Below are 14,354 nucleotides of genomic sequence, written 5' to 3'. Positions count from 1 at the left end.
TTACGTGCCTTTGTGGGCACTAAAGCTTTTTTATAATTTCTTCCTGAAGCTGGGATTTTAAGCTCAGTTCGGCAAACATCTGCTTAAGCTTGCGGTTTTCGGCCTCCAGCTCCTTTAAGCGTTTGATATCCGAAGTTTCCATTCCGCCGTATTTTTCCCGCCATTTATAGAAAGTTGAATTACCCATGCCATATTTACGGCACAGTTCTTTAACGGGAATACCCGCTTCAGCTTCTTTTAAAATAGCGACGATTTGATGTTCAGTCATTTTTTTCATAATTAAATCTCCTTTACTTTTATCATAGAGAATTTTCTACTTTTTTGCTGTACTATTTTAGGGGATAGTTACACTTTAAATTCACCATCATGAATGGTGAGTTGCTCTTTCCCCCGTTACCATCGATATCAGGTCGGCACTGACAGGCGCATTGCGAGTAGTTCCTTTTTTATTAGCAAGCTGAGGCAATTTTGATTTTATATTGGCAATTTTTTCTCAACTATTTGTATCCATAACTTCAAACGTGAGGATAATTGAATATGTTGACTTGCTGATTTGATATGCTTAACTGCATTAATACCATTCCCCCCAAGATAGCCATATTGGGTTTGATTGCTTTCATACCTTGCTTTAAGCTATCGCTCATTTTGGTCATTGAGCTAATAAATCGGCTACCACCATTTATAGCGCTAACTGATTTGCTTAATGCTGCAATAAGACCTTTAGAAATCAATGCTTCAACAATGAATTCGGCAACCCATTCAATTATCGACATCATCATGGCTGAATACACTTTACCAGAAAATACCATTTTATAATCAGGAGGCAGCATCGCCATCCAGCTTTGAGCATAATAAGCGGCAATATAAAACCGAACTTCGTCTTGTAATAGGGTTAGAGTGGATTCATCACTTATCACTCGGTCTTTTAATGACTCATCAAGCCAGCCACGAAAATCCCATTCTTTAAGTTTTCCTAACGCTTTTTTATATTTTTCTAATTCTTCATCAACCCCCGTTACCAGCCCGACATTCCACCATTGAGATAATAACTTATATTGTTCTGCAATCTTTAATTTAGAATAGGATTCCCATTCTGGCAATATTTCATTGTTCCAGTTTTCTTGTAAATTTTGATGCAACTCATCGATAATCATTTGATAGGCTTGTAACCAATTGTTGACATCGCCTTTTTCGACGGGCAACACCACGATATGATATTCTGAATATTTAGCAAATTTTTCGTCTGACCAGTCCAGCTCTGCTTCACCGTTTTCATCAAGTGTAATGATATACTCTTGTTTTTCAGCTTCAGAAAGGCGGATATTCTCTTCTATTTTAGCCGGCGGTACATTGACCATGGTAGCAGAGGGAGCAAAATATTTGGTTTGATAAGGGATTAATTGAATTTTAACTTGACTTAAAATGACTTTTTCGTTGTTAAGTCCCTCCATATTATAACTGATTTTGACTTTTCCTTTATTCGCACATTTGGCACAATAGGGCTTATTGATATTAACAACTTGTGTTGAGCGTTTATTGCTCAATAATTTTTCTTTAATATCAATATAAGGAATAACATTCGATGCGCCCCATCGATTCATCCTTGCTTTATATTCGTCTTGTGTTTCCTTTGAAAATGTAGATAAACAATTTTTTAATTCAGTTAATAAAATATTGGCTCTTTTAATATAAAATTGAGGGTCTTCATCTTTTGCAGCAAGAAAATCAATAATTGATAAGCGGGCAAATTGGTCCTGTGCATTTGGTATTCCTTCCGCGCCTACGTATAATGGCGGGAGTGCATTGTTAACCTCACTGAAAAATTTATTTTTATTATTGTCCATGTTAAGTTTCCTTTTTTTCTTGAACCAACTGCTGCAATATAAAATCAAATACGTTTTGTTTTTTTGATGGTAACGATAAAAGATGAATTATTTTTGTTTCTAATACTTGACGAGGAAAGGCGGTGTAAATATCCAAATAATTTTCTTGTAATAATTGTAAAATATGGTTAACTAGAAGCTCTGGTTTGGTTGCAGATAATTGTTCTAATAGCTTTTGCGGCACCTGCACCACATGAGATTGGTGATTAATCCAATAAAAGGCAAAGGCAGGCAGCACGTCTTGCCAGCTATCGGCAAAGTAATCAAGCATAATTGACAGGTATTCGCCATACCAGTAGCGAAAAAACACTGCTTCGCCATCTGGCATTATGGCTTGGGTTAAGCTACGTAAATGGGCACAGATGGCCTCGAAGGGTAAATGAGAGCGTGCCAGCCAACCCCAGTCTTTGTATTCGGTGTTGTTTACCCAATCTAAAAAAGGGCTGTGCTCATCAAGTCTAACTAGCATGGGCATCACTGAAAACCAGTGTTCGTAAGGGGTGCCGGTATAAAGGCCATAAGGCGTTTGCGAGCCATCGGCAATATAGTAGTTTTTAACGGCTTGCGCATCACTGACGTTAGAGAGCACCGCATATAGCGGCATAGATGAGGTTGCGGTGATGGTGCGCCAGTTAGCCTAGTGGAATATCTAACATAATCCGTTCCTACCATCATATGATAAAACTGGTAATGCAAAACAACCACTTGATCCATCAAATAAAAGGAAATAATGATTAATTACTAAAACAATGCGACTAACAACGAGCACCACCATATCGACCTAAATTCCTTTAGAAAGTATTAAAAAACTGAAAAATTAATGTATTTGTTTATTTAAAGTGTGGTTGTTTTATCATCTATGCGATTTTTTTAAATGCTATTTTTTCTTGTTTTTTATCATGTTTCGAAAAACGTCGAGTTTTTACACTTCATGATTTAAAGAAACCGCTCAAAACTCATTACGCATTTTACTCGAAACCGTTTTATGCGATTTAATGGTTTTGCAATAGTTAATATGTAAAATATTGACATCGTATTTATTAATTTAATACAAATACGATGTCAACTTTATGCAAATGCCTAATATCAGGTCGGTGTATCGACATCATCCCAATCCGCATTTTCAAAGCAAGTTAACCAATTTAATGCATAATGGCGCTCTTGAATAACATCACTTATAATCGATGCGGGGGGGTGCTTATCTTTCATTCGAAAATCTGTGGTTATCCAATGTAAGCGGTAGTGTAAATCTAAGGCATCTAACAATTCACTAACAGGTCTTAAGGTCACTGTAGAAATGTCTTGCTCACTATGTTGCATTCCTTCGTCAACTAACGATGAAACATTACAGATAGTATCAGCAAAAGGGAGCTCAGATTGCCAATTGATCGCCCATTGTAAAGGTAATAGTGCTTCGTATTTCCAAGACATATCGATCACATCTTGCTCTGTTGGCTGCCCGCTATAAATAAAGTCACGTTCATTATTTGATAAAGCCGCAAACCCCGTTGGGCAACGCTCTTTAAATTCCATCGGATTAATCGGATCATTTTCTCGAAAGCTTTCGGCTTGAATGCCTGTTAACATTATCGCTAAAGCACGTTTAGCTACTTCTTCAGGTGTTCTAAGTATTACTTCGGATTCAGCAATAACCGGTGGTAAATGTGTCGGCGTATGCAATCCTAATTTGGCTAAATACTGCTCAGTTTTTGTTTTGCGCTTTAATGCTTCTGGTGGGTAAGGGATAACTGCATCTAAATCAATATCACCATCAGGATATTGCAATACTTCTCCATCAGGATTACGAATAGTTCCATCCGGCATTAATATAATGGCATTTGCCTGCCAGCCCCAAGTGGTAAACTCACTGAAATTATCTTCTTCAATCTCAAAGGCAAATTGATGTTTAACTCGTTGGATATGGCGATACAAAGCATAACGATGTGAATTCATCTGCCCATCTCCCGCTTGCATGACATAACCGATAAAACCATCAAGGTGTTTCATCAATTCAGAATCATCTAATCCGCGATGATATAAACGTTCACAAGGGAAATCAATGGCTGGTGGATGAGTGACTGTAGAATAAGCATTAATCAATATTGGCATTTCAAACATTCCTATTTCAGATTTTGTGTGTTTTATGGCTATAAATAGCGACTATTTGTTTGTGCAATTCTATTATAAGTTATCGTACCTTTCTAGTTTTCAATGCCCTGTTTCATTTTTTGTGATGCTTGCTATTTTGTTGAATAAATAATGTTATTTACCAAATCGCCGAACAAGAAGATTTGGTGTTATACATCGTTTTGCCCTATTAAAGGTAACGCATAAAGATTTATCTATTTTTATTTTTCAGTGGATAAGATTATTCCTTACTTTGTAGATACCATACGGTCATTTCCATTCGGGATTTAAAATTAAGTTTTTTGAATATACTTTTGATATGTACTTTGACTGTGCTTTCTACGATACCAAGCTCTTTGGCGATCAGTTTGTTCGATAATCCTTGGACTAATAAATTAAAGATTTCATTTTCTCTTGGTGTTAATAAGCTGACATCATGTATTTGCTTTGTGGTTGGCTCTTTGTTATGACGCATGTAATTGAGGATAATATGTGAAATAGCATTATCCATAATGAGCTTGCCAACCGAAATATCCTTTAGTGATGTTAAAAAGTCTTCGGGCTCCATATCCTTTAATAAATAGCCATCAGCACCAGTTTTTAGTGCGGTGATAATATCTTCTTTCGCATCTGATACCGTAAATATAATTATACGGCTAGAGATGTTTCTTTTTCGTAAATAGCGTAATATTTCTAGTCCATTAACATCTTGCATATTGATATCAAGCAGAATAATATCGGGATCAAGCTCTTCTGCTAGTTTAACGCCATCTATTCCAGAGCCAGTCTCACCAACAATTTCAAAATGGTTGACAGTATTGATTAACTGTTTTACGCCATTTCTTAACATTGGGTGATCATCAATAAGAAGTATTGAGCTATTTATTTGTTCCATTTTTTACTCTTTTATTGCCTTAAATGGAATGGTTTTATTGGCTTTAAATGTTACCATAATTTGTGTCCCTTTGTTGGGGAGGCTATCTATTGTTAAATTACCATTTAGTGTTTCAACTCTATCACGCATAATGATCAAACCATAATGATTTTCTTGTTTAATATCATTTTGTAAGCCAATGCCATTGTCTTTTATGCAAATAGAGATAATTTGATTGTCATCAATTTTTAAACTTACAATGACATGTGTGGCTTTAGCATGCTTGTATATATTATTAAGTCCTTCTCGAATAATCTGTAATAAATGAAATGCATATTTACTATTGATAATATTTAATGGTAAATGGTATTCAAACTGAATGTTGAGTTGTAATTTTTGATTAAATTCTTCAATTAATTCTACTAAGCTTGCATAAAAGCCAGTTTGATTAAGGCGTAAGTGAAAAGAGGTAATTAGCTCTCTTAACTGAGAATAGGTGATATTGATCTCTTTGCGCATAGTTGCTAATAAATCAATACTGTTTTGAGATGTTAAATCTGACTGCATTTGTAAGCAGCTAAGGTGTATTTTTAAACAAGATAGCGATTGAGCGATGGAGTCATGTAGCTCTCTGGCCATTGCTGAGCGTTCTTTCATTAATAAATATTGCTTTTGTTGTTCTATTTTTCTTTCTAGCTTCATTGCAGTGGTCATTTGCTCAATCAATCCCATAATTAAGTTTTCTTGCTCATCGGTTAATATGACCTCTTCTGACTGTAAAGCGAATAATATCCCATATTTTTCGTCGTTCTCTTGAAGATACCAATGACGTTGAAAACCATTTTTTTGATCAGGTTTTGATGAGATCAAACATGCTCTGCAAGTGGGATTTTGGCAATAGGGTAATTTTTGCTCATTATCATAACTGATTTGTTGATAATGCTTAGGATCTTCTGATTCATAAAAGCGAAGTTGAAATTGGGTTAGTGGGACTAATTCCTCTAGCTTGCGTAATATTTTTAAAAAACGTTCACATAATGGTTCTGAAGTATGTAGTTGCTTGGTTGCTTGATATTGAAAGGAAACGATCTTATTGGTTTGTTGTAATTTAGCAGTTTTTTCAGCAACTTGTTGTTCTAGCAATAGATATTGTGACTCGATCTGAGTTAACATTTTATTGAAGGCCTGCCCTAATAGATCAAATTCATTCTTTTTGGCTCTAATATCAAAACGCGCTTTAAAATTGTGATTCGAAATAGCTTCGGCCATATCAATTAGTTTTTTCCATGGAGCAAGAAGACAGTAACGTAAATAGTAGATCTGAGCGATAAGAAATAGAGCAATGATAACAATAAATAATTGTTGTATTTGAGAAATATGTTGAATCTTTTTCTCGGTATTTTGATCAATTTTATGTACTAAATCATTAATACGAATAACATAATTTTCAATGTCACTTTTTATATCATCCATTTTTTGTGCTTGCTTTATTTTAGTTGTAAGTCGAGTTTGCCAATCAGTTTCTAACCGATTAAATTCATTCATTAAGCCGTAGCGTTTTAAGAGCATGAGATGCTGCTTGGATGAAGATATATCCATAAAAATGTTCAAGTGGTCATACTCTTTTTTGTTGAGAGGAATCATGGTAAGCAGTTGGTAGTTTTTCATTCTTAGTAAACCTAATTGATTAACCATATATGCCCCACCTTTTGCATCATTAGCTACCTGAATTGAAAACGATAAGGCGATTAAAGCAATAGTACCTAAAAAAAACATTAATAGTGTTAAACGATTAATAATTGATGCACTGTAGCCAATTTTTCTTTTCGACATAAAAAACTCAACATTATTTTATAATTTTATTTTAGATAAATAGCAATTTATGATTATTGTAGCCTGAAAAGAGTATACCTCTGATTTTTTTTGTCACTTTTTGCGATCTTTTGGTAAACAGCGCTTGCAACAAGGATAAATTTTGCGTAAAATTCACGCCCTATAAGATTAATCGCGCAGACATATATGTTTAATCAAGTAATCGTCTGCTTTTTATTGCGGAGTTAAGTATGTACGCAGTTTTCCAAAGTGGTGGTAAACAACACCGAGTTAGCGAAGGACAAGTCGTTCGCTTGGAAAAAATTGAAGTCGAAACAGGTGCAGAAGTTGTTTTCGATAAAGTTTTAATGGTAGCAAATGGTGAAGACATCAAAGTTGGTGCTCCGTTTGTTGAAGGTGCAACAATTAAAGCAGAAATTGTTGAGCACGGTCGTGGTGACAAAGTGAAAATTGTTAAATTCCGCCGTCGTAAACACTATCGTAAACAACAAGGTCACCGTCAGTGGTTCACTGATGTGAAGATCACTGCAATCGCTTAATAGGAGTATCGAACAATGGCACATAAGAAGGCTGGTGGTTCATCACGTAATGGTCGTGATTCCCAAAGTAAACGTTTAGGTGTTAAACGTTATGGTAGTCAAGAAGTTCTTGCTGGTAATATTTTAGTTCGTCAACGTGGAACTCAATTCCACCCAGGTACTAATGTAGGTTGTGGTCGTGACCATACTCTATTTGCCTTAATTGATGGACAAGTAAAGTTTGAAGTTAAAGGACCTAAAAACCGTCGTTATGTTAGTGTAGTTGCTAATAGCTAATTTAAAAGCGGTTCAAAAGTTATAGAAGCCTCACAGTTATTGTGGGGCTTTTTTCATTTCTTGAAATTCATATAAATTGATGGCGATATGATAAAACAGCAAAATGTTAAATTAGGTTTTGCACTTGCCATGTTAACTGCAGTGATGTGGGGCATTGTGCCAATTGCAATGAAATATGCACTAGTCGTTGTTGATCCATTAACATTAGCTTGGTCACGATTGGCTATTTCAGCGCTTGGTATTACTATCTGGCTGGCTTACAAAAAGCAATTCCCTAATTTAATGATGTTTAAAAAACGTCGTCGTTTTATTTTATTGATGATTGCTGGATTTGGATTGTTGGGTAATTTTGCATTATTTGCAAGTGCTGTTCAGTATCTTTCTGCCACAACAGCGCAGGTGGTTGGGCAAACTGGCATTGTGATATTTATGATTTCAAGTGCTTTTATTTTTAAAGAGCGACTAAGACCGACTCAGATTATTGGTATTTTAGTTTTACTCACTGGGCTTGTACTATTTTTTAATAAAAATATTGTCGATCTTTTTTCTAATATGTCTGCGTATGGTATTGGTGTTTGGCTTGGTTTATTGGCTTCGGTATCGTGGGCTTGTTATGCACTTGCTCAAAAAGTGCTATTACGAAAATTGCGTGCAGAACAATTACTTTGGTTAATCTATCTTATTTGCACGGTATTTTTGTTGCCTTTTACCTCACCAAGTAAAATGGCCAATGCTGATGTAACGCAACTGTTCGCTATCATATTTTGTGGTTTGAATACCATTATTGCTTACGGTGCGTTAGTGATAGCAATGGAACGGTGGCAAGCCGCACAAGTGAGTGCTATAACAACCTTAACACCATTATTTGCACTGATCTTTTCAGATTTGTTTGCATTAATTTGGCCTGAAAAGTTTGCTATGCAGTATTTAAATATTTTAGGTTATATTGGCGCCGTGTCTGTTGTTGCGGGCGCAATGTTTGCGACCATTGGGCATTATCTTTGGCATCCAAGAAAAGGCTGGCTAATTAACCGCAATAAAGGGGAAGAATAATGAAATTTGTTGATGAAGCATCAATTCGAGTTGAAGCAGGAGATGGTGGAAACGGTTGTGTCGGTTTTCGCAGAGAAAAGTATATACCCAAAGGTGGCCCTGATGGTGGCGACGGTGGTGATGGTGGTGATGTCTTTTTTATTGCTGATGAGAATTTAAATACACTTGTTGATTTCCAGTTTGAAAAAAATTATCGCGCAGAAAGAGGTCAAAATGGACAAGGTTCTGATTGTACGGGAAAACGCGGTCGAGATATTACTGTTAAAGTGCCTGTGGGAACACGTATCACGGATAAATATACAGGTGAAGTTATTGGTGATTTAACGCATCATCAACAAAAAGTGTTAGTTGCCAAAGGTGGCTTTCACGGTTTGGGTAATGCGCGTTTTAAATCTTCAGTGAATCGTGCACCAAGGCAAAAAACCGATGGTACCCCAGGTGAAAAACGTGATGTATTATTAGAACTATTATTGCTTGCTGATGTTGGCATGTTAGGTTTACCTAATGCTGGTAAGTCAACATTTATTCGCGCAGTTTCGGCTGCTAAACCGAAAGTTGCCGATTATCCATTTACGACTTTAGTACCTAGTTTGGGTGTTGTTCGAATGGATAATGAGCAAAGTTTTGTTGTTGCTGATATTCCCGGTTTAATAGAGGGTGCATCAGTTGGTGCAGGATTGGGCATTCGTTTTTTAAAACACCTTGAGCGTTGTCGTGTTTTAGTTCATTTAATTGATATGGCACCAGTAGATGAATCAGATCCGATAGAAAATGCTAAAGTAATTATTCAAGAAGTTCAGCAATACAGCGAAAAATTAGCGAATAAACCGCGCTGGTTAGTATTTAATAAAATGGATGTATTAGGCGCTGAGGAGAGTGCTAAACGTGCGGCTGAAATTGCTAAGGCGCTTGACTGGCAGGATAAATATTATGTTATTTCTGCCATTAATCAAGAAGGCGTAAAAGCGTTATGCTGGGAATTAATGGAATATATCAATGCCCATCCACGCGAAACCGAACAAGAAGAATCATCACCCGAAAAAGTTGAATTTATGTGGGATGATTATCATCAACAAGCAATGGATGAAGCTTTTGATGATGACGATGATTTTGATGATTGGGATGAAAGTGATGAAGAGGGCGTAGAGTTTATTTATCAAAAATAGTCATTATTACAGCCTTTTTATCTGAATTTAGCTATTGTATAAAATCGTTTTATAAAAGCAGAAAGGCAATCTTCTGCTTATTTTTGTTATTTTTTAAAGAGTTGAATATAAAAACAGTTTTATGAAATAAGTGAGTCAGGTATTTATTTTCGTCTAATTTAGGAAAGGCCAAAAAATACTTGCTTTTAGTAATGAGAATCATTATCATTATAATGTACTTTGTTAGAGCACTAAACAGCTTCTGAAAAAGTATGACATTGCTCACATTGCTTCCAATGTTTGCCAGACTAGCATCGCTAAGCTGGCTTTTTTATTTTTGGGTGATTCATAACTATTTTATTTTCAAGTACTAGTTATTTGCTAATTCATTGTTGATGTCAAATAAAATGAGTAATGCTGCGCTGCCGCCAAACTCTTTGGGTGCTTGGTGAAAACACATAATGCGAGGGTGTTGTGCAAGCCACATTGGCGTTTGTTTTTTTAAGATATTCTTTCCATGTCCATACATGATACATGCGCAATGGGCTCTTTCACGTAAACATGCGGCGATAAGCGCTGCAATCTCTTTTTTAGCTTCTTGCTGAGTGAGTCCATGTAAATCTAAAAAAAACTCTGGCTCATAAAATCCACGGCGTAATTTTTTTACTTCATAGGGATCGGCATTTTCTCGACTATAGCTGATAGGATCTTGTTGCAATAGAGGTTGATAATTATCGGAAAAATAAAACTCAGCATGCATTTTTTCATGCTGTAGTTTTTGTGTTTCCATTATTTTTTTGGATCGTTTCACCGGTTTATGAATAACAGTATCTTGTTTTAGCTTTTTGGTGTTACCAATACTATTTTGAAACAAGTTTATGTCATCTTGGTCTAAATTAAATTTATTTGGCATTAATTTTCACTCTGGGTAAACTTTTTCTTTAAATTCACACAAATCTTCTATAACACAAGAACCGCATCTAGGCTTTCTGGCAATGCAGGTATAACGACCGTGTAATATTAGCCAATGGTGGCAATTTATTTTATATTCTTTCGGTACGACCTTCAGCAATTTTTCTTCAACTGCTTCGACAGTTTTACCTGGTGCAAAACCTGTACGGTTACTTACTCTAAATATATGCGTATCAACAGCAATGGTCGGCCACCCGAACGCCGTATTTAACACAACATTGGCTGTTTTACGACCCACACCCGGTAACTCAATAAGTGAATCAAAATTTTCTGGTACTTCGCCTTGATATTTATCAACTAAAATTTGGCATGTTTTTATAATGTTTTCAGCTTTACTATTGTAAAGCCCAATGGTACGAATATAACTTTTTAATTGATCAACGCCAAGTGCTAAAATTTGCTGTGCTGTATTGGCTACAGCAAAAAGCGGTTTTGTTGCTTTGTTGACACTTACATCGGTTGCTTGAGCCGATAGAACAACAGCAATAAGTAATTCAAATGGCGTTTGGTATATAAGCTCGGTGGTTGGATCTTTAATATGATCTTTTAGCCTGTCTAAAATTTGAATTCGAGTTGATTGTTTCACAAAATAATTAATATCCCCAAATAGTTTGTTTGATATTATATACTGTATTTGCAGTTTATCTGTAAGTTAAATTTAGTTTTTATAGACGTTTTAGTTTTGGCTATCAATGATATATGTAGATTGTAATTTTACCAAATAACAATCTTATCTAATTTGTATTCACTCAAATACATAAATCGTCTGCTTTTTAGCATGGGCTTTTTGTGATAAGCTAGCCCACTATTTTTAATTTCATAATACAAGGTTTGTTATAAAAATGTCGTTACCAATGATTGTCACCTTTGCTGTGTACATTTTAGGGATGATTGCGATTGGTTTTTTTGCGTTTCGTGCAACGCAAAACTTTGGTGATTATATTCTAGGTGGACGCCGTATTGGTAGTGTTGTCACAGCACTTTCAGCGGGTGCTTCAGACATGAGTGGTTGGTTATTAATGGGGCTACCTGGCGCGGTTTTCTTGTTTGGTATATCACAAAGTTGGATTGCCATTGGTTTGATAATTGGCGCGTATCTCAATTGGTTACTGATTGCTGGAAGGTTGCGTGTTTTTACCGAAATCAACCATAATTCTTTAACATTACCCGATTATTTTGCTCGTCGATTTGATGATAAAAGTTCTTTACTTCGCATTATTTCTGCGGTGATTATTCTTATCTTTTTTACTATTTATTGTGCATCCGGTGTGGTTGCTGGCGCAAAATTATTCGAAAGTACATTTGGTATAAGTTATGGTTGGGCAATGCTTGCAGGCGCTGGTGCAACAATTGCTTATACTTTTATTGGTGGCTTTTTAGCTGTAAGCTGGACTGATACTATTCAAGCAAGTTTAATGATGTTTGCACTTATTTTAACCCCTATTATGGTTATGGTGAATGCTGGGGGCTTTTCTGATGCAATGGCATATATTCAATCGCTTAATTCTAATTACACCAATTTATTTGCTCACATGGATTTTATCGCCATTATTTCATTGTTAGGTTGGGGACTAGGTTATTTTGGTCAACCACATATTTTAGCCAGATTTATGGCTGCTGATTCTCATGAAGTGATGAAAAATGCACGTCGAATTAGTATGACTTGGATGATTTTATGCTTAGCTGGAGCCATTACGGTTGGCTTTTTTGGTATTGCTTTTTTCTCCAATCATCCAGAATTTGTCTATTTGGTTAATAACGGCAAACATGAACGCATTTTTATTGAGCTTTCAAAGTTATTATTTAATCCTTGGATTGCTGGTGTATTGCTTGCAGCTATATTAGCTGCGGTAATGAGCACATTAAGTTGCCAACTATTAGTCTGTTCAAGCGCTATAACGGAAGATTTCTACCGTGCCTTTTTTAGACCAAAAGCAAAACAAAAAGAACTTGTTTGGGTTGGGCGTATAATGGTGTTATTAGTTTCAGTTATTGCGATTTTATTAGCCATTAATCCAAATAATAGCGTACTTGATTTAGTTAGCCATGCTTGGGCTGGATTTGGTGCAGCGTTTGGTCCAATTATTGTTTTTTCGGTATTTTGGTCACGTATGACACGTAATGGCGCATTAGCAGGTATGATAATTGGTGCTGTAACCGTATTGCTTTGGATTAATTTTAATTGGTTTAATCTATACTCTCTCATTCCTGGGTTTTTATTTGCTTCAATTGCGATTGTCGTGTTTAGCTTATGTGATAAAAAACCTAATGAAATAGTGGAAGATCATTTTAAACAAGCGTATAAACGTTATCATAATAAAACAGTATAAATTTCATTAAAGTAGAATATAAACGTAATAAAACTTAATAGGTAGAATATATGACAAAAAATGTGATCAAACAACTGCAAGAGCGTGGACTGATTGCGCAGCTTACCGATGAAAAAGCACTAGTAGAACAAATTGAAAAAAATCCTATTGCGCTTTATTGTGGTTTTGATCCAACAGCCGATAGCTTGCATCTTGGACATTTGGTACCGTTGCTTTGTTTAAAGCGCTTTCAATTAGCTGGACATAAACCTGTAGCTTTAGTCGGTGGAGCAACAGGATTAATTGGTGATCCAAGTTTTAAAGCCGTTGAGCGAAAACTCAATACTGAAGAGACAGTTGTTGAGTGGAGTGAAAAAATTAAACAACAAGTTTCACCATTTTTAGATTTTAATTGTGGTGAAAATGCGGCAATTGTGGCCAATAACTACGATTGGTTTAGTGGTATGAATGTGCTGACATTTTTACGTGATGTTGGTAAGTATTTCTCGGTTAATGCTATGATTAATAAAGAATCAGTTAAGCAACGTATTGATCGTGATGAGGTAGGGATCTCATTTACTGAGTTTTCTTATAGTTTATTACAGTCATATGATTTTGCTTGTTTGAATAAATCGCATGACGTTGTTTTACAAATAGGTGGATCTGATCAGTGGGGAAATATTACCGCTGGTATAGATTTGACTCGCCGCTTACATCAAAAACAGGTTTATGGTTTGACTGTGCCGTTAATTACTAAATCAGATGGGACTAAATTTGGTAAAACTGAAAGTGGTGCAGTATGGCTGGATCCTAAAAAGACAAGTCCGTATAAATTTTATCAATTCTGGATTAATACTGCAGATGCGGATGTTTACCGATTCTTAAAATTCTTTACATTTATGCCGTTAAATGAAATTGACGCTTTGGAAGAAGAAGATAAAAATAGTGGTGTTGCACCAAGAGCTCAATATGTACTTGCGGAACAAGTTACTCGTCTAGTTCATGGTGAGGATGGACTCATTGCTGCAAAACGTATTACAGAAAGCTTATTTTCTGGTAAGTTGACGGATTTGTCTGAAGCTGATTTTGAGCAGTTAGCCCAAGATGGTATGCCAACGTTAGTTGTTGAAAGTGAAGTTGATTTACAGCAAGCAATCGTTAATGCGCAGTTTGCACCGTCAAGAGGTCAAGCAAGAACGATGATTGAATCTAATGCCATTTCAATTAATGGTGAACGCAATACAACAACGGATTACCGTTTTTCGGATAGTGATAAGCTTTTTAATCGTTATACTTTGCTTCGTCGTGGTAAAAAATATTATTGCTTATTAATTTGGAGCTAA

13 protein-coding genes and 1 pseudogene are annotated in these 14,354 nt (G+C 35.8%); 6 read left to right on the top strand and 8 right to left on the bottom strand.

Annotated features, from left to right (window positions below; all coding sequences use genetic code 11):
- Positions 1-25: 25 nt before the first annotated feature.
- From ACYIAL_RS05875 to narX, 6 genes and pseudogenes are all read right to left on the bottom strand, one after another.
- A pseudogene (locus ACYIAL_RS05875) lies at positions 26-277 on the bottom strand (transposase); the annotation flags it as partial.
- 238 nt (positions 278-515) lie between these two features.
- The gene (locus tag ACYIAL_RS05870; protein WP_174797704.1) at positions 516-1,844 is read right to left on the bottom strand and encodes a hypothetical protein; all 1,329 of its coding nucleotides are present in this window, start codon (positions 1,842-1,844) and stop codon (positions 516-518) included.
- 1 nt (position 1,845) lies between these two features.
- Entirely contained in the window at positions 1,846-2,487 is a 642-nt protein-coding gene (locus ACYIAL_RS05865) for a DUF4123 domain-containing protein (RefSeq protein ID WP_174797703.1), read from the bottom strand.
- Positions 2,488-2,969: 482 nt separating this feature from the next.
- Positions 2,970-3,992: a DUF4272 domain-containing protein gene (locus ACYIAL_RS05860; RefSeq protein ID WP_174797702.1), complete on the bottom strand. Its 1,023-nt coding sequence runs from the start codon at positions 3,990-3,992 to the stop codon at positions 2,970-2,972.
- Between the two features lie 259 nt (positions 3,993-4,251).
- Positions 4,252-4,905 carry a two-component system response regulator NarL gene (narL, locus tag ACYIAL_RS05855; protein WP_174797701.1) on the bottom strand — a complete coding sequence of 218 codons (654 nt, stop codon included), beginning with the start codon at positions 4,903-4,905 and terminating at the stop codon, positions 4,252-4,254.
- A gap of 3 nt (positions 4,906-4,908) precedes the next feature.
- Positions 4,909-6,717: a nitrate/nitrite two-component system sensor histidine kinase NarX gene (narX, locus tag ACYIAL_RS05850; RefSeq protein WP_483751191.1), complete on the bottom strand. Its 1,809-nt coding sequence runs from the start codon at positions 6,715-6,717 to the stop codon at positions 4,909-4,911.
- Between the two features lie 230 nt (positions 6,718-6,947).
- Here narX and rplU point away from each other — a divergent pair, with 230 nt between their 5' ends.
- From rplU to cgtA, 4 genes are all read left to right on the top strand, one after another.
- Positions 6,948-7,256, top strand: coding sequence for a 50S ribosomal protein L21 (gene rplU / locus ACYIAL_RS05845; RefSeq protein WP_025314436.1), 309 nt, complete (start codon positions 6,948-6,950; stop codon positions 7,254-7,256).
- Between the two features lie 15 nt (positions 7,257-7,271).
- Complete coding sequence (gene rpmA, locus ACYIAL_RS05840; RefSeq protein ID WP_034915250.1) at positions 7,272-7,532, top strand: 50S ribosomal protein L27; 261 nt, start codon at positions 7,272-7,274, stop codon at positions 7,530-7,532.
- A gap of 87 nt (positions 7,533-7,619) precedes the next feature.
- A complete protein-coding gene (locus ACYIAL_RS05835; protein ID WP_483751190.1) occupies positions 7,620-8,585 on the top strand; it encodes a DMT family transporter in 966 nt (321 codons plus the stop codon).
- On the top strand, positions 8,585-9,751 hold the full coding sequence (gene cgtA, locus ACYIAL_RS05830; protein WP_483751189.1) for an Obg family GTPase CgtA: 1,167 nt from the start codon (positions 8,585-8,587) through the stop codon (positions 9,749-9,751). The genes ACYIAL_RS05835 and cgtA overlap by 1 nt, the downstream gene beginning before the upstream one ends.
- 349 nt (positions 9,752-10,100) lie before the next feature.
- Here the strand turns inward: cgtA and smrB are convergent, their stop codons facing one another.
- Together smrB and nth are read right to left on the bottom strand one after the other, a co-directional pair.
- Complete coding sequence (smrB, locus tag ACYIAL_RS05825) at positions 10,101-10,643, bottom strand: endonuclease SmrB (RefSeq protein WP_483751188.1); 543 nt, start codon at positions 10,641-10,643, stop codon at positions 10,101-10,103.
- Between the two features lie 6 nt (positions 10,644-10,649).
- Positions 10,650-11,288 carry an endonuclease III gene (gene nth, locus ACYIAL_RS05820; protein WP_174797696.1) on the bottom strand — a complete coding sequence of 213 codons (639 nt, stop codon included), beginning with the start codon at positions 11,286-11,288 and terminating at the stop codon, positions 10,650-10,652.
- A gap of 250 nt (positions 11,289-11,538) precedes the next feature.
- On the opposite strand from nth, the gene putP reads away from it, so the two are divergent.
- Positions 11,539-13,032 carry a sodium/proline symporter PutP gene (gene putP / locus ACYIAL_RS05815; RefSeq protein WP_483751192.1) on the top strand — a complete coding sequence of 498 codons (1,494 nt, stop codon included), beginning with the start codon at positions 11,539-11,541 and terminating at the stop codon, positions 13,030-13,032.
- 50 nt (positions 13,033-13,082) lie between these two features.
- Positions 13,083-14,354, top strand: coding sequence for a tyrosine--tRNA ligase (tyrS, locus tag ACYIAL_RS05810; RefSeq protein WP_483751187.1), 1,272 nt, complete (start codon positions 13,083-13,085; stop codon positions 14,352-14,354).

Source organism: Gilliamella sp. X-57 (assembly GCF_057063565.1).
Note: the sequence above shows the minus strand (reverse complement) of the source record. Positions and strands in the feature narration are given on the sequence as shown.